Origin of the sequence: Paraclostridium dentum, assembly GCF_048568265.1 — a bacterium.
In the GTDB taxonomy this organism is placed as follows: Bacteria; Bacillota; Clostridia; order Peptostreptococcales; family Peptostreptococcaceae; genus Paraclostridium; species Paraclostridium dentum.
Genome location: NZ_CP183813.1, coordinates 2336348 through 2361500, shown reverse-complemented (window position 1 = coordinate 2361500; position 25153 = coordinate 2336348). Strand labels below are relative to the sequence as shown.

The window sequence follows — 25153 nt, the reverse complement described above, 5'->3', positions numbered from 1 at the left end:
CAAAAGGGGTTGAGATAAAGATGGAAAAGATAAAAGTAGTTCACTACGTAAACCAATTCTTCGCAGGAATTGGAGGGGAAGAAAAAGCTGATACGAAACCACACATAGCTGAAAAATTACCTCCAATAAGTTTACAATTAAACAAGTTATTAGGGGATGAAATAGAAATAGTTGGAACTGTAGTTTGTGGAGATAGCTATTTCGGAGAAAACATGGAGTCTGCTAGCCAAGAAGTATTAGGAATGGTTAAGAGCTTCGAACCACAATTATTTATAGCTGGACCAGCGTTCAATGCAGGAAGATACGGGGTTGCTGCAGGAACAATAACTAAATTCGTAAAAGATGAATTAAATATACCAGCTTTAACAGGAATGTACATTGAAAATCCAGGAGCAGATATGTTCAAGAAAGATTTATATATAGTATCAACATCTGACTCTGCTGCTGGTATGAGAAAGGCTCTTCCAAAAATAGCTACATTAGCTAAGAAGTTAGCTAATGGAGAAGAAATAGGATCTCCAGCTGAAGAAGGTTATATAGAAAGAGGAGTAAGAGTTAACTACTTCGCTAAAGAAAGAGGTTCTAAGAGAGCTGTAGATATGTTATTAAAGAAAATAAAAGGTGAGGATTTCGTAACTGAATATCCAATGCCAAACTTTGATAGAGTTGATCCACAACCAGCTATAAAAGATTTATCTAAAGCTAAAATAGCTCTAGTTACTTCTGGTGGTATAGTTCCTAAAGGAAATCCAGATAGAATAGAATCTTCTTCTGCATCTAAATACGGTGAATATTCTATAGCAGGAGTTGACGATTTAACTGAAGAAACTTACGAAACTGCTCATGGTGGATTCGACCCAGTTTATTGTAACTTAGACTCAGATAGAGTTTTACCAGTAGATGTTTTAAGAGACTTAGAAAGAGAAGGAGCTATAGGTTCTTTACATGAGTTCTTCTATACAACTACAGGTAACGGAACTGCTGTTGCAAGTTCTAAGAAGTTTGCTGCTGAATACGCTCAAAAGTTAATAGCTGCAGGCGTTGACGCTGTAATACTAACATCTACTTGAGGTACTTGTACTCGTTGCGGTGCAACGATGGTAAAAGAGATAGAAAGAGCTGGTCTTCCAGTTGTTCATATCTGTACAGTAGTACCTATATCTTTAACTGTTGGAGCTAACAGAATAGTTCCAGCTATAGCTATACCTCATCCTCTTGGTAATCCTAAGTTAGATCCAGCTGAGGAAAAAGCTTTAAGAAGAAAATTAGTTGAAAAATGCTTAGTTGCATTAGCTACTGAAGTTGATGGTCAAACAGTATTTGAAAAAGATATAACTTTAAAGGATATAATGGCTAACGCTTAATATTGAATTAAATAAAGTTAAAACTAAATAGGTGGGTTATTTTCCCACCTATTTTTTATAAAGTCATCCAGTCTTTTATCATAATAGAATTCAAGTAAAAATAATAACATATATACATTGGGGGTAAATATTATGACATTTCCAGTTTTAAAAGGTGCTAGTTATATTTTAGTTCACACACCAGATATGATAGTTAAAAATGGTACTACTTGTGCTGTTGAGAGAGAAACACATCCAGAATCAGAATTTTTAAAAGAAGTTACTAATCATATAAGAAGTTATGAAGAAGTAGTAAATTATATACCAAACCAAGTTTACATAGGAAACAATAGACCAGAAGAATTAAGAGAAATAGCTCTTCCATGGTGCGAATACAAAATGGAAGGAAAAAGAGATGGTAAGCGTGGAGAAATAATGCCACAAGATGAATTTTTAGCAATGATGCAAATATGCGATGCTTTTGACTTAGTTAAATTAAAAGAAGATTTCGTTAACAATATAAGACCTAACTTTGAAAAGAACTACCCAGAGCTAGCTCCATTCTTTGGAAAGCTTAAAGGTGATAATATAGATGATGCAAATGAATTAATAGATTCACACCATGCTGAAGGATTATACCATAATGATCAATTAGTTGGATATGTTAAGAGAGCTCATGATGTTGACGTTAACTTAAACGCACATACAATGTTTGAAAACTTAGTTGTAAAAGCTTCAGGAGTGGTGGCTGCAGTACAATTAATAAGAAAAGAAAATGTTAATCCATTGGATATAGATTATGTAATAGAATGTTCAGAAGAAGCTTGTGGAGATATGAACCAAAGAGGTGGAGGAAACTTTGCTAAGGCTATAGCTGAAATGGCTGGACTTCAAAATGCTTCAGGATCAGATACAAGAGGTTTCTGTGCTGGACCTACTCATGCTTTAATAAATGCAGCTGCACTTGTTAAATCAGGAATATATAAAAATGTTATGGTAGTTGCAGGTGGAGCTAGTGCTAAACTTGGAATGAATGCTAAAGACCACGTTAAAAAAGGTCTTCCAGTATTAGAAGACGTTGTTGGAGGATTTGCTGTTTTAGTTTCTGAAAACGATGGAGTAAACCCAATAATAAGAACTGATTTAACAGGAAAACATAGTGTTGGAACTGGATCTTCTCCACAAGCTGTTATGACTGCATTAATAACTAGTGGACTTGATAGAGCTAACTTAAAAATAACTGATGTTGATGTTTACTCAGTTGAAATGCAAAATCCAGATATAACTAAGCCTGCTGGAGCTGGGGATGTTCCAGAAGCTAACTATAAAATGATAGGTGCTCTTGCTGTTAAGCGTGGAGACTTAGAAAAGAAAGAATTAAAGAATTTTGTAAGCGAAAAAGGTATACCAGGTTGGGCTCCAACTCAAGGACATATACCTTCAGGAGTTCCATATATAGGATTTGGTATAGATGATTTAACTTCTGGAGATAAAAACAGAGCTATGGTAGTTGGTAAGGGAAGTTTATTCTTAGGAAGAATGACTAACTTATTCGATGGAGTTTCTTTCATAGTTGAGAGAAATCAAGGTGTAGAGGAAGAAGCAGCTGCAGTATCTAAAGAAGAAATCAAGAAAATTATAGCTGAATCTATGAAAAAATTAGCTCAAGATATGTTAATAGAAGAGTAGGAATAGAAGACGTATAGAATTTTATAAAAATTCATTTTGAGGGGAGATCTGGTTATGCCTAAAAAGATTATAGCCGAAACTTTTTTAGATATAGCAAATGCTATTGAAAGCGGCGAATTTGGTAAAAAAGTTAGAATTGGTTTGACTACATTAGGTAGTGAGCATGGAACTGAAAATTTAGTTAAAGGTGCTCACCTAGCTAAGTCAAATTTATTTGATATAGTTTTAATAGGACCTAAAGTTGAAACTGAACTTGAGGTTGTTGAAGTTAATGAAGAAAGCGAAATGCATTCTAAAATGGAAGAATTATTAGATTCAGGTTACATAGATGCTTGTGTAACTATGCATTACAACTTCCCTATAGGAGTTTCTACAGTTGGTAGAGTTATAACTCCAGGTAGAGGAAAAGAAATGATACTTGCTACTACTACAGGAACAAGTGCTACAAACAGAATAGAAGCTATGGTTAGAAATGCTGTTTACGGTATATCTACAGCTAAGTCTATAGGAATCAAAAACCCTACTGTTGGTATATTAAATGTTGACGGTGCTAGACAAGTAGAAAAAGCTTTAAAAGATTTACAAGCAAATGGATATGATATATCTTTTGCTGAATCAGTTAGAGCAGATGGTGGTTGCGTAATGAGAGGAAATGACTTATTATGTGGTGCTCCAGATGTTATGGTTACTGATACTTTAAGTGGAAATATATTTATGAAAGTATTCTCTTCATTTACTACTGGTGGAGATTATGAAGCTCAAGGATTTGGATATGGTCCTGGTGTAGGTGAAGACTATGATAGAAAGATATTAATATTATCTAGAGCATCTGGTTCTCCAGTTGTTGCAAATGCATTAAGATACGCTTATGACGTTGTTAAAGGTGATGTTACTAAGGTATCAAAAGATGAATTTAAAAATGTTAAAAATGCTAAATATGACGATATTATAGCTGCTTTAACTAAGAAAGAAGTTAAGAAAGATAATGATGAGGAAGTAGCTATGCCGGCCAAAGAAGTTGTTACTCATCAAATATCTGGTGTAGATATAATGGATTTAGAAGATGCGGTTAAAGTTTTATGGAAAAATGGAATTTATGCAGAAAGTGGTATGGGATGTACGGGTCCTATAGTTCTTGTTGCTGACGGAAAAGGAGAAGCGTGTGTTAAGATGCTTCTAGATGCAGGTTATACTGCTAAATAATTAAAAAACGAATCCTTGCCATGGAAGTAGTTTGAAGACTGAGTTAGTGGGAGGAATGGGATTGAAATTATGTTTTGCTCCATACAAGCTGAGAATATGCTTGTAAATGTCGCTGCAACATAAAGTTCAATCCCATTCAAACCTACAACTCAGTCTTTTTTTGTGGAAATGATATGTAAATGTCGCTGCAATATACACACAAATCCTACACTTAACTGACAACTCAGTCTTTTTTGGGATGTTTTTTCAAAATTACAATAAATTAAAATGAGTATCGACTTATCAATTTGTGTCAAAAAAATAGTGAAAATGTCGCAATAATGTATAATTTAATTTATTGAATTAATAATATTTAAAATATAAATTAAAAAAGTTGAAAAACAATGTAAACAGTAAATTAATTAAATAAAATGTAAAAAAATGGAAAACGATTAAGGGTGTTTTAAGGGATATTTTTCAGTATAATAAAAAAGAAGAATAAATTAAAAAGAAATTTAATAGGTTTAAATATAGAGGCTATGAAATATGTTTTGTATATGGGCACTTGAAACATATGGAGCTAATAGTGCAACCGGCTATTTAAAGATATAAGTAAAAAATTACTTTTATCATTTAAATAGCCTTTTTTATGCTAAAAATGTTGTATTTACTAAGAATTTGTGGAGAATCTATAAAAATTAGTTATATAAATATTATATGTTTTGAGCATAAAAAAGCTTTTTGAGCAACGGACGAAGTCGTTTGAGTAACGGGACACGAGTTTACCGAGTGGACGTTGACGACATGAAATTTGAGCGACATGAGCAAAGCGAATTTTTATGCTAAAAATGTTGTATTTACTAAGAGTTTGTGGAGAATCTACACAATAAAGCAAAGTGAATTTTTAGTTATTATGAAAAATTAAGGAGAGTTAAATGAGTAGAAAAAGAATTAAAGTTGGAGCAATAGCTATACTTTTATTAATATGTGTCGTCACCGTTCAAAAGATATCATATGCAAGTTTGACATCCAAAGATAAAGTAACCAATACATTAAATTTGGGGGATATAAATATAGAAGTAAGTGAAAAGTTTACACCACCTAAGGATTGGGATGGAGATGAATATAGCAAAGCAGTAAAAATAAAAAATAATAGTACATCACCGGCACTTATAAGAGTATCGATAATCCCTAGATGGGTAGATGAAAAAGGAAATGCATGGCCAGGAGATACTAATTTAGTAACTTTAAACTATGAAACTAATAATATAATAGCAAATCAAAATACGATAAAAAATAATAAATGGATCTATGGCAACGACAATTATTATTACTATAACACTATGGTTGCAAAGAACAAAGAAACAGAGCAAATATTAAAATCAGTAAGTGCGAACATTCCGGAAGAATTAAAAGAAAGATATAAAAATAAGACTTTGATAGTAGATGTAAAAGCAGAGGCTGTGCAAGCTACAAAGGATGCATATAAAAAAACTTGGAACAATATTGAAAATCAAGGAATACATAAAATGCTAGAAAATTTATGTACTAGGTAAAAAAATTTCAGGGAGAATATACTATGGAAAACAAAAAAATGTTTAAAAAAATAGGAAATATACTTTTTTATGTAGTTCTAATATCTTTATTATCCATATCATTTATTATGGTAAAGTCTGTAAAAGAGGGAAAACAGCCAACTATAATGGGACATAAGTTTTTTACAGTAATGACAGGAAGTATGCAACCTTCAATAATGGTTGGGGATTTAGTAATAGCTAAAGAATTACCACCTGAACAAATAAATGTAGGGGATGTAATAACATTTAAAAGTGAAAATTCAGGAAATATAACAACACATAGAGTAAAAGAAGTTATAAAAGATGGAGCAGGAATAAAATACATAACACAAGGTGATGCAAATAATGTGCAAGATCAAAATCCAGTAGAATCAAAAGCAGTTGTAGGTAAGGTTGTTAAATGCATACCGAAAGTTGGAACTATTATGTCATGGATGAAGTCACACCTATCGCTAATTATAGTAGGAATATTTGCAATAACAGCATTAAGTGCTATAGGTAGCAATCTTAGAAAAAAACTAAAATCTATAGATGAAGAAGAAAGACAAAGTAAAGAAAAAGAAAAAGCGGATGCATAAAATAACTGTAACAGTAATAGCTGATTACATAGATTGAGTAAATATTTAATTTTGGAGGGGTTAATATGCATAAAAAGAAAATTCAAGCTTTAGCAGTAGCAGGGGTACTTACAGTAGGGGTAGCAGGGGGAACACTTGCATGGTTTACATCTCAAGATAAAGCAACTAATACTTTTAACACAGCATCAAATAAAGATAATAATGGGAGTGGAATAAAAATAATTGAGGAATTTGAAAAACCTACAAACATGCTTCCAGGGGATAATGTAAATAAAGATGTACAAGTAAGCAATACTACAACATACGACCAATTTGTAAGAGTTAAACTTACACCTAAATTTGTAGAAGTAACAAAAGATGGTAGTGGAAATGAAGTTAGAAAAGAAATAAAAGAAGTAAATGGACAAAAATTAGAAACTAATAAAATAATATTAAACTTTACTAAAAATTTAAATGAAAGCAAAACTAATGGAACTTGGTTTGCTGGAAAAGATGGATACTATTACTACATGGGAAAAATAGGACCGGAAGGATGGACTAATACATTACTTGATTCTGTAACATTAGATAAGGAATCAGGAAATGAGTACAGAGGATTAGGTTTTGACATAGATATTGATGCTACTTCTATACAAGCTTCAAATGATGCATATAAAGATTGGGCTAAAGACAGTGGATTACTTGAAAAATTAGATGAATTACAAAAACAAGGGGCTGTAGCTGCAACGGATTCTAAAGAGCCAAATAAAAATAACTAAGATTAAAATTAAAAAATCTAATAAAGGAGTGAGAATGTGAAAAGCTGTCTAAGAAAAATTTTAGTAGTCACTTCACTTCTTTCAATAATAACAACTATAAAGGTGGATGCAGATACACTGGCTCCACCTAATGTTCAATTATTGGGAAATGCGAATGAATTAGTATACATACCTGATGATGATTTATTTCTACAACATCCTAACATGATTCCAGGAGATTATATAAGAAGAACTTTAGAAATTAAAAATAAGCATAAATATCCATACGAACTTTTCTTAAGGGCAGAACGAGTAAGCCCGAAAGAAGAATATGATCTTTTAGATAAACTAGATTTAAAAATTTCATATAAAGATGAAGTTATATATGATGAAGCAGTTAATGGAGAAGATAAATTAACCAAAGGTATTAGTTTAGGAGTATTTAATCCAGGGCAGGAAGAAAATCTTATTGCGGAAGTTAAATTAGATGGAGCATCTACAGGAAATGAATATAAAAACAAGTCTGCTCAGATAGATTGGATATTTACAGCAGTTAGAAGTGAAGAGGAAAGTAATGATAATGATAAAGAAACTGTAGATAAATCAGATAAAGTCGACAACAAAGACAAAACAGATCAATATCCAAATGATTTAGAATCAGATGAAGATGACATGTGGAGTGAATCGCCAAAAACAGGAGAAGACGGGATTTTTATATATGTAATATTAGGGATAACTAGTATTTTACTTTTATTAATTAGTAGAAAAAACAAGAACTCTAAAAAGTAAATATGTTTAGGCAAGGAGTGTGGAGGAACATTAAATGAAAAAAAATAGATTAGTATCTTGTATAATGGTACTAACAATGTTGATTATATCAAGCTTAGGAAATATTGAAGGTAAATCTACTTCATATGCTCAAGAAACAAACAATTTAACTATTAAGGAAGTAGCAAGCGAAAATCCAATACATACATTGGATAATAAACTTTTGTTAGAACAAAGTACTGAAAAAATATCAGATACACAGTTGAAAGTAAATTTAAAAATAAAAGGGAATGAACAAGATGTAAATATTAAAAATACATCTTTTGAAAATAAAATATCTGACAACTTTGAAATAAGTTCAGAGAATATTTCTGTAAACGGAATTAAAGAAAAGGAAAATATAAAAAGTGAAGTAACAAACGCTAAAGATAGTATAAGCGTTAATTTAGGAGATATATCTTCAAAAGAAGTAGATTTATCATTTGAAGCAAAACTAAGAGATAATGCTCAAAAACGTGAAAATGAATCTTTAAATTTAAAATCGGAGATTAGATATAAATTAGAAAACAGTGAACAAGAAGTATTAGAAAAATTCCCTAATGCTAAAGTTACTTTAGACAAAGGCGTAGAAAAAATAAATTCAGAAGCTATACAATCAGAATATAAATCAGCACCACAAACAATACAAAATACTGAAAGATGCCAAGGTAATAAAAATTTAGAAATCAATAAAAGCGCTAAAGTAAATGAAAATGGAACATATAATATAACGTTGGAAGCAAAAGGGGAAGGATCAATTGAAAACTCTAAAAAAGCTGACATAGTGCTTGTAATAGATTCATCAGGAAGTATGAATGATAAAATAAATAAAGTAAAATCTGCAGCTAAAAATTTAAGCAAAAATATTTTAAACGGAAGCAATGATGGTCAAGTTAAAATATCTGTAGCTAATTTCTATTATGATTCATACAAATACAATGTAAGGGGCGGAAGTTCTAAACTACAGACAAACTTTACATCAGATTTAAATACAATAGATAGTGCTATTGAAAATATACCATCAGGTGGAGGAACTCATACTCAAGATGGTATATGGAGAGCCCAAGATATATTAAGTAGTAAAGAATCAAGAAAAGATGCAAAAAAATATGTAGTCTTTTTTTCAGATGGACTACCATCAGAGTCTTATCAGTGGGGATATACAGGATTTGATATACACGTTAAGCATGCACAAAGAGAATATTATAGCTACTTTACAGGATATGGAGCTCCTACAAAAGTTAATATCGGAGGAATTGCATATGAACCACGTCCAGAGACTATACAGGTAAATAATAATCCTAGGTATAAAGATGCTAAATTTTATAGTGTAGGATTATTTACTAATGCTCATGCGGAGGAAAAAAGTCAAGCTGTAAACTTTTTAAAAACTATTCAAAATGTAATTGATCCAAGTGAATATGCAGGTAAATATTATACGCAAGATTTAAATAGTATAAATGGAATATTTAATGATATAAGTAATGAAATAAAAGAAAATATTAATGCTTCCGTAGCTAAAGAATCTGTTATACACGATGTAGTTTCAAAAGAGTTTAATATAGTGGACAAAAGCTGGAAAATAACAGATTTAGATGGAAATGAAATACAGATACCACCTGAAAATATTGTTGTATCTGAAAATTCAAAAGGCGAAGATGAAATAACGTTTAAAATAGGTAATATTATTGCAAATAAAAAAGCTGGAAATGGAAAACTTACAGGGGGAGTTAAAGTAAGTTTTGATATTTCTACTAAAGATCCATACTTTGGGGGTGAGAAAATTCCCACAAATGCAAATGCAGAAATTAAATATAAAGATCCTATAAATGGAAGTGATAAGGAACAAGTATTTAATAAGCCAGCAGTTGATATACCTTATCAAACGGGAAAGGTAACTATAAGAAAAGAAATCGTAAAGAAAGATAAAAATGGAAACTGGACGGTAGCTAAAGATAGTGATGTAAATCGCAATGATAGATTTTCTATATCAATACTTGGAAACTCAGGTAGCCAAAATCATAAATATACAGTTGATTTAAATGGAAACATGGAAACGTCTATGCCTTTTTATTTAAAAGGTGAAAAAACTGATATATCTAGTAATAAGGATTTTTCTATGAACTATTTTACAGAAGGTTTATATGATGTAGAAGAAATTTTACCTATGAATTATGAAAAAGTTCAGGTATGGATAGACAAAGATCCTACAGATAATGGGACTAAATGGGTTAAATTCAAAGAGTATGTAAATGATAAAGAAAATATTGATAAAAAGAAAGTGAAAGATGGTAAATTATTTATAGGTAAAGATAATAATAATATTAATATTAAAGTAAGTAATACTTTAGTGAATGATATGTTTTGGCAAGATAAAGCATATGTAGAAAATAAACTTAAGTATGATTAAAGACTGGGTTACTTGTGGGCTCGGGATTTGTGTGTATGTTTTGCTCCATACAAGCTGGGAAGATGCTTGTAAATGTCGCTACAACATACACACAAATCCCTCGCCCGAAGTATAGCCTAGTCTTTTTGTATGGAGAGATAGATAAATGTCGCGGCAACATAAAATTCAATCCCGAGCTCAAGTACAGCTCAGTATTTTTGTGTGTGGAGAGATAGGTAAATGGATTATTAAAAAATTTTAATATTATTTTTATGTCAAGTTAATGCCTGTTTAAAGTAGTTTTCATGATGGCTATATATAATAAGCTCATAGTAAAAATTAAAACTTTATGGAGGTATTGATTATGAAAAAGGAAGATGTAATAAATAAGATAGAAAATTTAAAGGGTTATAAAGGAAAGTTTAAAAAATTTGCAGTTTTAACGATAAGTGGAGCTATTGGATTGAGCGTTTTAGGTACAGGTGCAGCTTATGCTTACGTAAAGTCGAATGAAAATTATTCACAAGCGCAATTAGAAAAGGTAGCTTTAAAGCAAATCCCAGGAGATGTTGTTGGAGTTAAAAAGGATTTAGATGATGATAATATGTCTGTAGTATATGAGTTTAAAATAAAAGATAAAAACAACATGTTAAATGAAATAGAGTTAGATTCAAAGACTGGTGCTATAATAGATATGGAAAATCATAATGAAAAAGATGATAAAGATTATGACAGTAATGATGAAAAAAGCTATAATTATAATGAAATAAAATCTAAGAGCAAATATTCAGAAGAAGAGCTTAAAAATATTGCATTGAAAAAGGTACAAGGTGAAGTTATTGGGGTAGATAAAGAAATAGATGATGATAGAAGGTCTATAGTGTATGAGTTTAAAATAAAAGATAAAAATAATATAATAAAAGAAGTAGAAGTTGATTCTGTTACTGGTGAAGTAGTAGATATAGAAAACTATGATTCTACCTCAGATAAAAATAATGAAACTATAGATTATGAAAACACAAAGCAAGGTATAAGCAATTTGGATTAATAAATATATAAGAAGGTGAGTTTTTTGTACAAAGTATTAATAGTAGAAGATGAAGAAAATATAGCATCATTTATAAATATGGAATTATCACATGAAGGATACAAAACTGAAATGTGTAATGATGGAAAAGAAGGCTTAGAAAAGGCCCTAGAAAAAGATTATGATATGATTATACTAGACTTAATGTTACCAACCTTAAACGGTCTAGAAGTCTGTAGACGTTTAAGGAAATCAAAAAACACACCTATAATAATGTTAACAGCAAGAGATAATGTTATGGATAAAGTTTCTGGACTACAAATGGGAGCGGATGATTACATTGTTAAGCCATTTGCAATAGAGGAACTTTTAGCAAGAATAGAAACAATATTAAGAAGAGTTAATTTGAGCAACAACAACACAAGTACTTTGAAATTTAAAGATATAACTATAGATATAGAAGCTAGAATAGTGAAGTGTGGAGATGAAGTAGTGAATTTAACTACAACAGAATACGAACTATTACTTCAATTAATAAGACACGAAAATAAAGTATTAACTAGAGACTACTTATTAGAACATGTATGGGGTTATGATTACGATGCAGAAACTAATGTAGTAGATGTTTATATAAGGCATCTAAGATCAAAATTAAAAAATGATGATTATATACATACTGTTCGTGGTGTAGGATATGTTTTAAGATGATTATAAAGAAACTAAAATCTTTATCGACATTTTGGAGAATGACTCTTATATCGTTTATATCTATAGTGGTAATATTTTTAATAACTTATATATCTCAATTTATAGTATTTAGAGTTTGGACTATAAAATATGAAAAAGAAGAAATTCAATCAAGAGCCAATGAATTAGAAATTTTACTTAATAACAACAGCTCGGATGAAGTGCAAAAAGAAATTTTAGAATCTATGAACTTAAACGCTATTATATATAATTCAGATAACAAAGAAATTTTAAATACAATGGATGAAAAACCTAAACATTTCAATTATCAAAAACCAAGTTCATATATTATAGATACATCTTTGAGCGTAAATAACGACAAGGTAAGTTTAATAACACCTGTGCATATAGGCAATCATAAATACTATATGTATTTAGAGCGAGAAAGTGAATTATATGATGATTTCCTGGAAAATACAATCCTTATAATTGTTTTTATGTTGATAATAGGATTAATAATAAGTTTAATAGCAGGAATATATATATCAAGACAGTTTATAAAAAAATTAAACAACTTAAGCAACACTATGAAAGAAGTACAAGAAAAAGGAATAACAAGTAGAGTATATATACAAAATCCAAAAGATGAGTTTGATAAAGTTAATATAATATTTAATGAGATGATGGACTCAGTTGAACATTCATTTGGAGTACAAAGACAGTTTGTTCAAGACGCATCACACGAACTTAGAACACCTTTAACCATATTAAAAGGGCATTTAAAGATGTTAGATAGATGGGGGAAAAATGATCCTGAAACACTAAATAAATCGCTTAAAATAAGTTTAGATGAAGTTGATAGATTGACAAAACTTGTAAATGATTTATTAGAACTTGGAAAGTTAGACAACAAAACAATAGTTGATGAAGAAATAGAAAAAATAAACTTAGAAGCTTCAATCGATCAAATTATATATGACTTTGAAGTCATAAGAAAAGATGTTGATTTTAAATTTGAGTGTGAAAAAGATGCTTATATTTATATGAACAAGAAACATTTTAAGCAACTTTTCATAATATTTATAGATAATGCTATAAAGTACTGTGAAAAAGATGAAAAGAAAATACAAATAAAAGTGTACAGAGAAAAAAGGAAAATGTACATATCTATAAAGGATAATGGCATAGGAATAGAAAAAGAAGAAATTCCAAAGATAACAGATAAATTCTATAGAGTTGATAAATCAAGAAAATATAACAATAGCTTTGGAATAGGACTATCTATTGCAGCTCAAATAATTAATTTATACAAGTACAAATTGAAAATTAAAAGTGAAGTTGGAATAGGAACAGAGATACTTATAGAATGCAATCAATAAACCAAGGACAGATTAAAGCCTTGGTTTTATTTAATGTAAATATAAATAAGTAGTATCAGGTATTTATATATGATAATATATGTATATCCATATTAATGAGGGAGGATTTTATGAGTACTTTAAAAAAAATAGTCATAGGATTAGTTGTGTTTATAATAGCTATTCCGCTTGTGGCTTTTGGTTATTTTTATTTTAAGCTAAACTCTATATATGATAGTAGTGCAGCTAAAGACGTGAAAAATAAGATTGAAAAAGCAGACGACAAAGATGGTATAACTAATATCTTATTAGCTGGAGTTGATGGAAACAACCTAGACAAGGGAAATAGATCTGACTCTATGATGGTTTTAACTATTGATGAAAAAAATAATGATATTAGAATAACTTCTCTTGCACGTGATACTTATGTGCAAATTCCAGGTTATGGAGAAGAGAAATTAACTCATGCTTATGCTTATGGAGGGCCTGCACTTTTACTTCAAACTATAGATAAAAACTTTGGACTAAAAATTGATAAATATGCTGTTGTAAGCTTTAGTTCTTTTGAAAAAATTATAGATGCTATGGGTGGAGTTGAAATAGACGTGCTACCTAAAGAGGTAAGTTATATCCAAGGCGTAGACAGTGCTGGTAAACAAACTTTAAATGGAGCAGAAGCTCTGGCATACAGTAGAATAAGATATGCAGATGATGCTTATCAAAGAGACAATAGACAAAGAACTGTTATGCAAGCTGCATACAACAAACTAGCAAGCAATCCTGGAGATCTTATGGAAATAGGAAACACTATATTAGGATATACAAAAACTAATATGCCTCCAATGGAAATATTTAAGCTAGCTAATAAGGTTATAAAAATGAACTTTACAGAATTCCCACAACTTGAATTCCCACTTGATGGACATAGAGAGGGAAAAACTTTAAGTCAAGAAAAAGGCTGGGTAATTCTTTGGGATAAAGAATATAATAACGAACAACTTAAAAAATTCATATTTGATTATAAAAATTATACTCAACAATAAGTGAGGTAAAATAAAGCTATCTATTTAGAGTAGGTATCGATAGAAAGACTTTGAGTTTTGCTCCCAAAGCGGAAAGAATGCTTTAAAGGTCGCTAAAACTTAAAGGCTTTCTATTTTATACTCTAAATTAGATAGCTTTTTGTGATTGGTAAAAGTGAAATTTATTTTGACGAAATGTGTAAAAAAATTGAAAAATTTAGCTAAAAGGTGTAAAGTTTTATAATAAGGGGTCGATACATAAATCGTATGGGGAAAATATATGAATTTTAATTATATAAAATAATATATTTTTAAAACACTAAGAGGAGGGCCAAATGGAAGAAACGATAGACTTAAGGGAATATTTCCAAATAATTAAAAAACGAGCGTGGATAATCGCACTAATAACTGTAATAGCAATGATAATAAGCGGACTTATAAGTTTCTTTGTATTAAAACCAGAATACCAAGCAAGTACAACTTTAATAGTTAATGCAGAACAAAGTGCTGCAACTAATAACATGATAACAGGAGACCAGTTAAATGTTACTCAAAAGTTAACGTTAACATATGGTGAAATAATAAAATCAAAATCAGTACTAAATTCAGTAATAAATAAATTAGATTTAAATATGACTTATGATGAGCTACTTAATAGCTTAAAAGTAGAACCAGTTAAGGACACTCAAATATTATCTATAAGCGTAACAAATACAAGTCCAAGTAGAGCAATGAGAATAGCTAATGCTATACCTACAATATTTTCTAAAGAAGCAAAAAGGATAACGAATGCAAATAGTGTTGAAGTAATAGATAAGGCAAGATTACCTGAAGATCCAGTAAAACCTAATAAAGTTATGAATGTAGCAATAGCTGGAGTATTAGGGTTTATGATAGGACTATTCATAGTATTCTTATTAGAATTTATGGATAGAAAAATGAAAACAACTCAAGATATAGAAAAATATCTGAACTTACCTACACTAGGAGTAGTACCTAACGAAAATATAGAAAAGAAAGGTAGAAAAAAGCATGCTAAAAAGACTAATAACTAAAAGAAATCCAAAATCACCAATATCAGAAGCATATAGAACTATAAGAACTAATATAGAATATTCAAATGTAGATAAAGAAATAAAGTCAATACTAGTAACAAGCTCTCAACAAAATGAGGGTAAAAGTACAGTAATAGCTAATTTAGCAGTAAGCTTTGCTGCTATGGAAGGTAAAAAGATACTAGTAGTTGAGGGAGACTTAAGAAACCCAACAGTACACAGAATGTTTAATATAAGCAACACTCATGGAATTACAGATGTTTTAACAGGACAAAAATCATTTGATGAATGTGTTAATAAAACAGAAGTAGATGGTTTAGAAGTATTAACTTGCGGTAAAATACCTCCAAACCCAGCAGAGATGTTGGCATCAAAAAAAATGAAAATATTCTTAGAATCTTTAAAAGATTACTATGACTATGTATTTATAGATGCACCACCAATAGGAATAATAACTGATGCAGGAATACTATCTACATATACAGACGGAAGTATATTAGTAGTTGCATCAAAAGAAGTAGATATAGAAATGGCACAAATAGCAAAAGAAAGATTAGATAAAGTAGGTGCTAACATACTAGGTGTTGTACTTAACAAGTTTGAAGACACTAATGGATCTTACGGATACTATAACTATTACTATGGAGCATAAAACTTTTAAAAAAGTTACCTATTTTTTAAGGTAACTTTTTTGTATTCGACAAGTTTAGGCAAAAAAATAAAAAAGTAAATGTTATATTATATCAGAGAGTGAATATTAGGAGGAAATAATGATGAAGTATAAAAGAAATGAAAAACTTGTTATAGCTATAGCTTGCTCTTTAACTGTAGTTGTAGTATTAGGATTTACACTCATGGGGGGATCTTTTAAATCTAAAGAAGAACATTACGTATCTAGAGTATCGAGCTCTAAATCTCAAATAACCATATCTAAAGACGACTATGAAATTATAAAAGAAGAAGAAAAAGATGGAATAAACACATTTATAATTTTAGAAAAAAAGAACTTCAATAAAGAGGAAATGGGACAACTTTCAAAAAATATAATAAAGGATATGAATAAAAACTTTAATATATATATATTCGATGATAAAGAAAAAGCACAAAATTTCAACTACGAATCAGATAAAACTCAAACTCTTATAAAAGCAGTAGATCAACAACAAGTAGAAATTCAAACATACCATACAATAAAAGAAGAACCTAAAAGTGTACCTCAATATTATGCAGTAGAATCTATAAAAGATGTAAATGGAAAAACTCAAATTTCATTAAGTCTTGAAAGTATAAAAGAACCTGAAAAGGCATTAAGTCAAATGAAGTTTTTAGGAGAAACAATAAAAAATTTAAACAAAGATAAAAAAATAGATAACTTAGAAATAAAAGCATATAGCAAAAATGAGCAAGCACCAAATTGGGAATATACATCAGAAAACAAAAGCTTAGTTATACAAAATGAATTAGTAGAAATATAAAATTAGAAAGGAGTACACTATGAAAAATAAAAAAATACTAGCATTAACAACAGTACTAGCGTTATCTACAACAACTCTTGCATTTGCAAATGAAATAAAAATGGTTGAAAAAAATGGACATGATTATGTTCCTTTTAAAACATTAGTAAAAAAACTAGGTGGAGAAGTAGAGGAATCTAAAGATGAATTAAAAGCAAACATAAATTCAACAAAAATAACGATTCAAACAAAATCATCTTTTGCAAAAGTAGATGAAGATTACTATCCATTGGAAGAAAAAGAAATTAACGGATATAAAGTTCCAATAGATACAAAACCAATATATGAAAATAAAGAGTTATATGTATCTCCACAGTTTTTGAAAAGTGCTAACTTATTAAACTTTGATGTAGAAGATGGAAAATTAATAATAAATAACAAAGTTGAAAAAGAAACTGTATCAACAGTAAAGGAAGAACCTAAAAAAGAAGTACCTCAAAGTAGTTCTGAAGTAAAAAAAGAAGAACCTAAAAAAGAAACTCAAGAAAAACCTCAAACTACAACAAAGCCTAGTAAACCAAGTAAACCAAGCAATAATCACAATAATAATAATAATAATTCAAATAACAACACTACTAGTAAACCGGATAACAATAATAATTCAAGTAATAACTCAAATAATAATAGTAGTAACAATAATAACTCAAATAATAACAACACTGGTTCAAATAATGGATCTAGTGAAGATAACAATAATAACACTGAAAGTAATAACGGAAGCAATACAAATGGAGGAAATACTAGTACTGATAACTCACAAAATAATGATTCTCAAACTAGTACAGAACAGTAAAAATTAAGGAAAAACAAGAAATGTCGAAAAAATCCTAAAGAATATTCTGAAAAAGTCGATATATGTAAAATAAAGAGATCCTTTGTAGAAACTATATACAAAAATGGTATTAAATGCTAATATATAGCACGTAAAATAGATCAAAATAGGCAGAAAAACGAAGAAAACAAGCAAAAAAACAAGAAAATGGAGGGGAAAATGGAAGAGACTATCGACTTAAAAGAGTATTTTCAGATTATCAAAAAAAGAGCATGGATAATAGTTTTGATAACATCGGTAGCAATGATCGTAAGCGCAATCATAAGCTTTTTTGTACTAAGTCCAGTATATGAATCAAACACAACTATTTTGGTAAATAGTGATAAGGCACCTGGAACTGATGTCATAACAACTGATCAGATAAACGTTTCTGAAAAGCTAGCAGTAACTTATGGAGAAATAATAAAATCAAAGGCAGTATTAGACGAAGTAACAAAATCACTAGGTATAAAAGGTGGTTACGAAGAAATAGCCGATAAAATAAACGTCTCGTCAGTTAATGAAACTCAAATAATTTCAGTATCAATCCAAGATACAAATCCTCAAAGAGCAGCTGATATAGCAAACGCTATACCGAAAGCATTCACTAAGGAAGTTAAGCGAATAACAAAAGCTAACAGTGTAAAGGTGATAGATAAAGGGATTGTCCCTAAAAAACCTATAAAACCAAATAAAGTAATGAATGTTGCAATTGCCGCAGTACTAGGAATAATGATATCTTTATTTGTTATATTCTTACTTGAGTACTTAGATAACAAATTAAAGACACCACAAGATATAGAAAAACACTTAGGATTACCACTACTAGGAGTAGTACCTCATGAAAATAAAGGTAAGAAAGGTGGTAAATAAGATGATAAATATAACAGCATTTAATGATCCAAAATCACCAATAGCTGAAGCATATAGAAGTATTAGAACTAACATACAATTTTCAAAACTTGACAATGAAATGAAAACAATAGTAATAACAAGTTCTAAACAAGATGAAGGAAAAACAACAGTTGCATCTAACTTAGCTGTAAGTTTTGCTTCTTTAGAAGGAAAAAGAGTTTTACTAATCGATGCTGATCTTAGAAATCCAAGTGTTCACAAAATGTTTAGTAAACCTAATGCATTAGGTTTAACTGATGTTTTGACAGGTAAAAAAGAATTAAAACAATGCGTGCAAATGACAGAATTAGAAAATCTACAGATTTTAACAACGGGTACTACACCGCCAAACCCAGGGGAAATGTTAGAGTCTAAAAAAATGAGAGAATTTATAGATGTATTAAGAGATTATTACGATTATATATTTATAGATACACCACCTATAGGAATTATAATGGATGCAGGGGTTTTAGCTAACTATGCAGATGGAACAATTTTGGTAGTTGGATCTAAAGATGTAGAAACAGAAAGAGCAAAAATGGCGAAAGAAAGACTAGAAAAAATTAAAGCAAATATAATTGGTGCCGTACTTAATAAATATATAGAAAAAAATGGTTCGTATGGTTACTATAGTTATTATTATGATCAAAGTGATTCAAGTAGGGTATCTAAACATAAAAAGAAAAAGAAGCACTAAAATCGGCGAAAATTTCAGTGCAAAAACAAGTTAAACATTATGAAAATTTGAAAATAATTGCTTAGGGGTTATGGTAGCACCCTTGTAAATATATATTACGGATGCTACCTAAAAAACTTTATATTAAAATTTAAAAATTATATTAAAGGGGGAGAATGAATGTCAGAAAGATTTCTATTTGAAGAAGAAATAGGAAATGAAAGTACGGTTGCACTAAGAGACATAAAAGTTAAAAATTCTTTTATATATTTATTTTTAAAAAGAACTATAGACATAGTTGGTTCATTTTTAGGGATATTACTTTTGTCTCCTGTGTTTATTATAGTTGCAATTGCAATAAAAGTAGAAGATCCAAAAGGCAAGGTTATATTTGGACATAAAAGAGTGGGCAAAAACGGTAAGTTATTTCCTTGTTTGAAATTTAGATCAATGTTTGCAAATGCAGAAGAAATGAAAAAGCACTTTACTACAGCTCAGAAAAAAGAGTATGCAGAAACTTTTAAGTTAAAAGATGATCCAAGAGTTACGAAAGTAGGAAACTTCATAAGAAAAACTAGCTTAGACGAATTACCGCAATTATTTAATATTTTAATAGGACAAATGACTATAGTTGGGCCAAGGCCAATAGTAACTAAAGAACTCGAGTTTTATGGAGAATATTCGGAGTTTTATAAAACTGTACAACCAGGGCTTACAGGATTATGGCAAGTTAAAGGCAGAAGTGATACTACTTATGAAGAAAGAGTAGAACTAGACATGGAATATGTTGAAACGAGAAGTACATTAAAAGATATATATATAATTTTTATGACAGTTTTGAAAGTAATAAAAAAAGATGGAGCATATTAAAAGAGGGTGAAAGTAGTTGAATAGTTATATTGAAAATTATAATGAATGGATAAATAATCCATACTTTGATGAAAAAACAAAAAAAGAACTTTTAAGTATAGGGAAAAATGAAAAAGAAATAGAAGACAGGTTCTATAAAAATCTAGAGTTTGGAACAGGTGGACTGAGAGGTGTAATAGGAGCCGGGAGCAATAGAATAAATAAATACACAGTAAGAAGAGCTACATACGGGCTTGCAAATTACATATTAAATAAATGTGGAAATGAAGGTAAGAAAAAAGGGGTAGTAATTGCGTATGATAGTAGACACAAAAGTAAAGAGTTTTGTTTAGAAACCGCTAAAACATTAGCTGCATGTGGAATTAAAGCATATATATTTGATAGTTTAAGACCAACTCCGCAACTTTCATTTGCAGTACGACACTTAAATTGTGTAGCTGGAGTTGTAATAACTGCAAGTCACAATCCACCAGAATATAACGGATATAAAGTGTACTGGAGCGATGGAGGGCAAGTTTGTCCAGAAATAGCAGGGAAAATAATCAATGAAGTAAATAAAATAGAACAGTACAATACTATTCCGACAACTAGTGAAGATAACGAGTTAATAGTGAAACTTGATGAAAGTGTAGATATTGCTTTTATAGATGCAGTAAAAAAACAAGTTATAAATCAAGAGTTAATAAATAAAGTAGGAAAAGATTTAAAAATTATATATACACCTATACATGGAACAGGAAACATACCTATAAGAAATGTATTAGATGAAGTTGGATTTAAAAATTTATCTATAGTTAAGGAACAAGAATTACCTGATAGCAACTTTTCTACGGTTGAGTACCCTAACCCAGAAGAAAAAGCAGTATTTGATATTGCTATAAAAATGGCAAAAAAAAATGGAGCAGATTTGATAATAGGAACTGACCCTGACTGTGATAGAGTTGGAGTTGTTGTAAAAGACAATGATGGTGAATATGTAGTTCTTAATGGAAATCAAGTGGGTTCATTATTAGTTGATTATGTATTAAGTAATAGAGTAGATGAAATAAAAACTATGAATAATCCTACAATAGTTAAAACAATAGTAACTTCAGAACTAGGAGCAAAGATTGCAAAATCTTATGGAGTTGGATTTATAAATACATTAACCGGATTTAAATTTATAGGAGAAAAAATTCATGAATTTGAAATTTCTAATGAAGCTACATTTATAATGGGATACGAAGAGAGTTACGGATACCTAGTAGGTACACATGCAAGAGATAAAGATGGAGTGGTATCAGCTCTTTTAATATCTGAAATGGCAGCTTATTACTATAATAAAGGAATGTCATTATATGATGGGCTTCAAGAAGTTTATTCAAAGTATGGATACTTTAAAGAAGAATTAAAGTCAATTACTTTAAAAGGAATAGATGGAATGGAACAAATGAAATCTATAATGAGCTACTTTAGAAATACAGCAGTTGATGAAATAGCCGATATAAAAGTTATAGAAATAAAAGATTATAAAAATGGTATAGATGATTTACCAAAATCAGATGTACTTAAATTTATATTAGAAGATGGAACTTGGATTGCGGTTAGACCATCAGGAACAGAACCGAAAATAAAGTTCTACTTTGGGTGTAATGGAGAAAATAAAGTAGAAGTTGATAATAAATTAGAAAAAATAAAAGAAGTTATGAATAATACAATTGATTCTATATTAAAAGAAGGTGTTTATGCATAATGAAAATATTTAACGTTATAATGGCTGGAGGGGGAGGAACTCGTTTCTGGCCTATTAGCAGACAAGAAACTCCAAAACAGTTACTTAACCTAAGTGGAGAAGACACTTTAATAAATGAAACTATTGATAGAGTAAATAAATTATCATGTAAAGAAAATTTGTTTGTTGTAACTAATAAAAAACAAGTAGAACCACTTAAAGAAACAACAAAAGATAGATTACTTACTCAAAATATACTAGTAGAACCTGATGCTAGAAATACTTCGGCAGCAATAGGATATGCAGCATTTAATATAATGAAAAAACATGGTGATGGAATTATGTGTATATACCCTGCAGATCATCACATAAAGCATGAGGAAGAATTTTTAAATGTATTAAATAAAGCAATAAAAGTAGCTGATGAAAGCGATAAAATAGTTACTATAGGTATAAAACCTACATTTCCATCAACTGGATATGGATATATAAACTTCGATAAAGGTGAAACGGTAGGACAATTTTCACATGAGGTTATAGAGTTTGTAGAAAAACCAAAGTATAACAAAGCTCTTCAATATTTAGAAAGTGGACGATATTTATGGAATAGTGGTATGTTTGTATGGAAAGTATCTAAAGTCTTAGAAGACTTTAGAAGATATTTACCAAAGTTATATGACAAGTTAGAAGAATTAAGCAAATATATGAGTACTGAGCAAGAAATTGAAATGATTGAAAAAATATACCCTACAATTCAATCAATATCAGTAGATTATGGAATAATGGAAAGAAGCAATGATGTTGTAGTTGTCCCAGGTGACTTTGGATGGAATGATGTAGGTTCTTGGGATGTTTTAGGTAGTATATTCCCTACTGATGATCAAGGAAATATACGAAGGGGAGAAACTATAGCAATTGATACTCAAAATTCAGTAGTTTATTCTGATGAAAAGCTTGTAACTGCAGTAGGTATTAAGGATTTAATTGTAGTTTCTACAGAAGATGCGGTTATGGTTTGCCCAAAGGATAGAGCACAAGATGTTAAGTTCATAGTTGAAGAATTAAAAGAACAGAAGAAAGTATCTTACTTATAGAAAGGACATGTATATGAATATACTTTATTTAACCTCATTTGTACCAAAGAGAAATGCATCACAGGCTGGAGTAAATGTGACATTTGACATAATAGAGACAGTTAAGAATAACTATCCAACTAGTAAAATTGATGTTATTGGGCTAATAAATAAAGATGAATTTAGTTGCTTTGAAAAAATAAGTTTAGAGTATATAGATGAACAATACTTTATACCTATAACAAAATTTAATAAAATTAAAAATATAATTTTAAATATAGAAAAACCATTAATTTGTGGGGTGCGATTTGATAAAGAGTTAATAACTTTGCTAAAAAATTTGATTTCAAAGAAAAAATATGATTATGTTCTTGTAGATTATACTCAGAACATAGCATACATAGATATTATAAAAAATATAACCCCTGGTTTAAAAGTATGTGTATTTGAACATGATGTGTCTTTTTTATCATTTGAAAGAAAATATAAAAATTCAAAAAATATAATAAAAAGAATGATTTTAAAAGCAGAATATAACAGACTTTTAGTCTATGAAAAAAAGATGCTTAAAAAATATAACTATATATATACATTAAACCATAAAGACCGAAATTTGCTTTCAGAATTTGAAAATGTAGATGTATTAGTACCATATTTTAATAAATTTAAAACTACTAAACATCCACATAAATCATTTAATATAATGTTTTGGGGAGCTATGAATAGAAAAGAAAATGAAGATGCAGTTCTTTTTTTTATAAATGATATATGGCCTTATATAAATAAAACTAATTATGATATTAAATTTTTTATAGTAGGGTCTAATCCTACTGACAGAATTAAAAACTTAGCAAGTGAAGATATAATTGTAACGGGTTTTGTAGAAGACCCAACAGTATACTTTAACTATGTAGACTTATCTGTGATTCCGCTTAGATATGGAGCAGGAATCAAAATCAAAGTTTTAGAAAGTTTAGCGGCAGGAATTCCTGTTATAACAACAGATATAGGTGCAGAAGGTATAAATTTGGAAAACAAAATAAATGCATACATAAATAATAATGCTAAAGAATTTATAGATAGCATTAATTACATGTTAGCTAATGAAGCTGAACTAACTAAATTATCAAAAGAAGGATTAAGGTTAATTGAAAAAGATTATGATTATGGTACAAAAATAAATAGTTTGAATAAATTTTTAAATAGTTAGTAGGTGTATGAATGAAAGAACCTTGTGTTTATATAATAATTTTAAATTACAATGGATATAGTGACACTATAGAGTGCATTAAAAGTTTGGAACGTATAGAATACAGAAACTATAAAATTGTAGTTGTGGATAATAAATCAACTAATGAATCTGTAAAAATTATAAAAAGTTTTATATTAAAAAATGAAAAGATAAAGTTTATTGAGAGTGAAGTGAATTTAGGATTTTCTGGAGGCAATAATTTAGGAATTGAGTATGCTTTGATTCATAAAGCCGAATATATTTGTTTACTAAATAATGATACTGTAGTTGAACCTAATTTTTTAGGACCGTTGGTAAATATAATGGAAACTGATACTAATATAGGAATTAGTGGAGGGAAAATAATGTATCACAAAAACAAAAATATAGTTTGGGCAGCTGGTGGATACATTGAAGAAAACAAAGCAATAGGAGTAAATTATGGTATAGACAAAAATGAAAATGATATAAACGATGAAATAAGAGAAGTTACATTTCTTACAGGATGTTTACAACTCATCAGAAGAGATGTGTTTCAAAATATTGGATTATATGATGATGAATATTTCTTATATATGGAGGATGTTGATTTTTGTAAGCGAGCATTTGAATATGGATACAAGTTAATATATGATCCAAGTAGTAAGATATATCATAAAGTAAGTGCATCTACAGGAGGAACGGTATCTCCTATGGTAGTTTACTATATGACAAGAAATAGATTGCTATTTAATAGTAAATATAGTAAAAATAAAATTAATAGTTTAAGATTTTATGTATTTTATTTTATGAAAATTTTAGCAGAGCCTGTAAGAAAAAAGGTGAGTTATAAGTACGTAATGCATGCAATAAAAGATTTTTACAACAAAAAATTTGGATATAAAGATTTAGAAAAAATTTAACAATATATGGAGTGATACGT

At 29.5% G+C, this 25153-nt stretch carries 23 protein-coding genes and 1 riboswitch; all 23 genes read left to right on the top strand.

Features of this window, described 5'->3' with window-relative positions; translation table 11 throughout:
* The first annotated feature begins 20 nt into the window (after positions 1-20).
* The 23 genes from grdB (at position 21) to ACN6I1_RS10760 (ending at position 25133) form a co-directional block, all read left to right on the top strand.
* Positions 21-1364 (top strand): glycine reductase complex selenoprotein B, encoded by a 1344-nt coding sequence (gene grdB / locus ACN6I1_RS10870; RefSeq protein WP_081949212.1) that lies wholly within the window; start codon positions 21-23, stop codon positions 1362-1364.
* Positions 1365-1496: 132 nt separating this feature from the next.
* Complete coding sequence (grdC, locus tag ACN6I1_RS10865; protein ID WP_021433739.1) at positions 1497-3032, top strand: glycine/sarcosine/betaine reductase complex component C subunit beta; 1536 nt, start codon at positions 1497-1499, stop codon at positions 3030-3032.
* A gap of 54 nt (positions 3033-3086) precedes the next feature.
* Positions 3087-4235: a glycine/sarcosine/betaine reductase complex component C subunit alpha gene (gene grdD, locus ACN6I1_RS10860; protein ID WP_114542127.1), complete on the top strand. Its 1149-nt coding sequence runs from the start codon at positions 3087-3089 to the stop codon at positions 4233-4235.
* A 502-nt stretch (positions 4236-4737) separates the two neighbouring features.
* Positions 4738-4821: riboswitch (cyclic di-GMP riboswitch) on the top strand.
* A gap of 328 nt (positions 4822-5149) precedes the next feature.
* Positions 5150-5770, top strand: a complete 621-nt coding sequence (locus tag ACN6I1_RS10855) for a BsaA family SipW-dependent biofilm matrix protein (protein WP_419741946.1) — start codon at positions 5150-5152, stop codon at positions 5768-5770.
* 23 nt (positions 5771-5793) lie between these two features.
* Positions 5794-6369, top strand: a complete 576-nt coding sequence (locus ACN6I1_RS10850; protein ID WP_419741945.1) for a signal peptidase I — start codon at positions 5794-5796, stop codon at positions 6367-6369.
* 65 nt (positions 6370-6434) lie between these two features.
* Entirely contained in the window at positions 6435-7127 is a 693-nt protein-coding gene (locus ACN6I1_RS10845; RefSeq protein ID WP_419741944.1) for a BsaA family SipW-dependent biofilm matrix protein, read from the top strand.
* A 36-nt stretch (positions 7128-7163) separates the two neighbouring features.
* The gene (locus ACN6I1_RS10840; protein WP_419741943.1) at positions 7164-7895 is read left to right on the top strand and encodes an LPXTG cell wall anchor domain-containing protein; all 732 of its coding nucleotides are present in this window, start codon (positions 7164-7166) and stop codon (positions 7893-7895) included.
* 34 nt (positions 7896-7929) lie between these two features.
* Positions 7930-10323, top strand: a complete 2394-nt coding sequence (locus ACN6I1_RS10835; RefSeq protein ID WP_419741942.1) for a vWA domain-containing protein — start codon at positions 7930-7932, stop codon at positions 10321-10323.
* Between the two features lie 343 nt (positions 10324-10666).
* On the top strand, positions 10667-11350 hold the full coding sequence (locus ACN6I1_RS10830) for a PepSY domain-containing protein (protein WP_419741941.1): 684 nt from the start codon (positions 10667-10669) through the stop codon (positions 11348-11350).
* 24 nt (positions 11351-11374) lie between these two features.
* Positions 11375-12037, top strand: a complete 663-nt coding sequence (locus ACN6I1_RS10825) for a response regulator transcription factor (protein WP_419741940.1) — start codon at positions 11375-11377, stop codon at positions 12035-12037.
* Entirely contained in the window at positions 12034-13395 is a 1362-nt protein-coding gene (locus ACN6I1_RS10820; RefSeq protein ID WP_419741939.1) for a sensor histidine kinase, read from the top strand. The genes ACN6I1_RS10825 and ACN6I1_RS10820 overlap by 4 nt, the downstream gene beginning before the upstream one ends.
* A gap of 110 nt (positions 13396-13505) precedes the next feature.
* Positions 13506-14417 (top strand): LCP family protein, encoded by a 912-nt coding sequence (locus ACN6I1_RS10815; protein WP_419741938.1) that lies wholly within the window; start codon positions 13506-13508, stop codon positions 14415-14417.
* Between the two features lie 314 nt (positions 14418-14731).
* On the top strand, positions 14732-15451 hold the full coding sequence (locus ACN6I1_RS10810) for a YveK family protein (protein WP_419741937.1): 720 nt from the start codon (positions 14732-14734) through the stop codon (positions 15449-15451).
* Complete coding sequence (locus ACN6I1_RS10805) at positions 15429-16103, top strand: CpsD/CapB family tyrosine-protein kinase (protein WP_150843222.1); 675 nt, start codon at positions 15429-15431, stop codon at positions 16101-16103. The genes ACN6I1_RS10810 and ACN6I1_RS10805 overlap by 23 nt, the downstream gene beginning before the upstream one ends.
* Positions 16104-16224: 121 nt before the next feature.
* Entirely contained in the window at positions 16225-16926 is a 702-nt protein-coding gene (locus ACN6I1_RS10800) for a hypothetical protein (RefSeq protein ID WP_419741936.1), read from the top strand.
* Between the two features lie 19 nt (positions 16927-16945).
* Positions 16946-17758, top strand: coding sequence for a stalk domain-containing protein (locus tag ACN6I1_RS10795; protein ID WP_419741935.1), 813 nt, complete (start codon positions 16946-16948; stop codon positions 17756-17758).
* 198 nt (positions 17759-17956) lie between these two features.
* Positions 17957-18649 carry a YveK family protein gene (locus ACN6I1_RS10790; protein WP_419741934.1) on the top strand — a complete coding sequence of 231 codons (693 nt, stop codon included), beginning with the start codon at positions 17957-17959 and terminating at the stop codon, positions 18647-18649.
* Between the two features lies 1 nt (position 18650).
* A complete protein-coding gene (locus tag ACN6I1_RS10785; protein WP_419741933.1) occupies positions 18651-19367 on the top strand; it encodes a CpsD/CapB family tyrosine-protein kinase in 717 nt (238 codons plus the stop codon).
* 159 nt (positions 19368-19526) lie between these two features.
* Positions 19527-20216 (top strand): sugar transferase, encoded by a 690-nt coding sequence (locus ACN6I1_RS10780; RefSeq protein WP_419741932.1) that lies wholly within the window; start codon positions 19527-19529, stop codon positions 20214-20216.
* 16 nt (positions 20217-20232) lie between these two features.
* On the top strand, positions 20233-21948 hold the full coding sequence (locus ACN6I1_RS10775) for a phospho-sugar mutase (RefSeq protein WP_419741931.1): 1716 nt from the start codon (positions 20233-20235) through the stop codon (positions 21946-21948).
* Positions 21948-23021 (top strand): mannose-1-phosphate guanylyltransferase, encoded by a 1074-nt coding sequence (locus tag ACN6I1_RS10770; RefSeq protein ID WP_419741930.1) that lies wholly within the window; start codon positions 21948-21950, stop codon positions 23019-23021. The genes ACN6I1_RS10775 and ACN6I1_RS10770 overlap by 1 nt, the downstream gene beginning before the upstream one ends.
* Before the next feature lie 13 nt (positions 23022-23034).
* Entirely contained in the window at positions 23035-24210 is a 1176-nt protein-coding gene (locus ACN6I1_RS10765; protein ID WP_419741929.1) for a glycosyltransferase, read from the top strand.
* Positions 24211-24221: 11 nt separating this feature from the next.
* Positions 24222-25133, top strand: a complete 912-nt coding sequence (locus ACN6I1_RS10760; RefSeq protein WP_419741928.1) for a glycosyltransferase family 2 protein — start codon at positions 24222-24224, stop codon at positions 25131-25133.
* Positions 25134-25153: the final 20 nt, after the last annotated feature.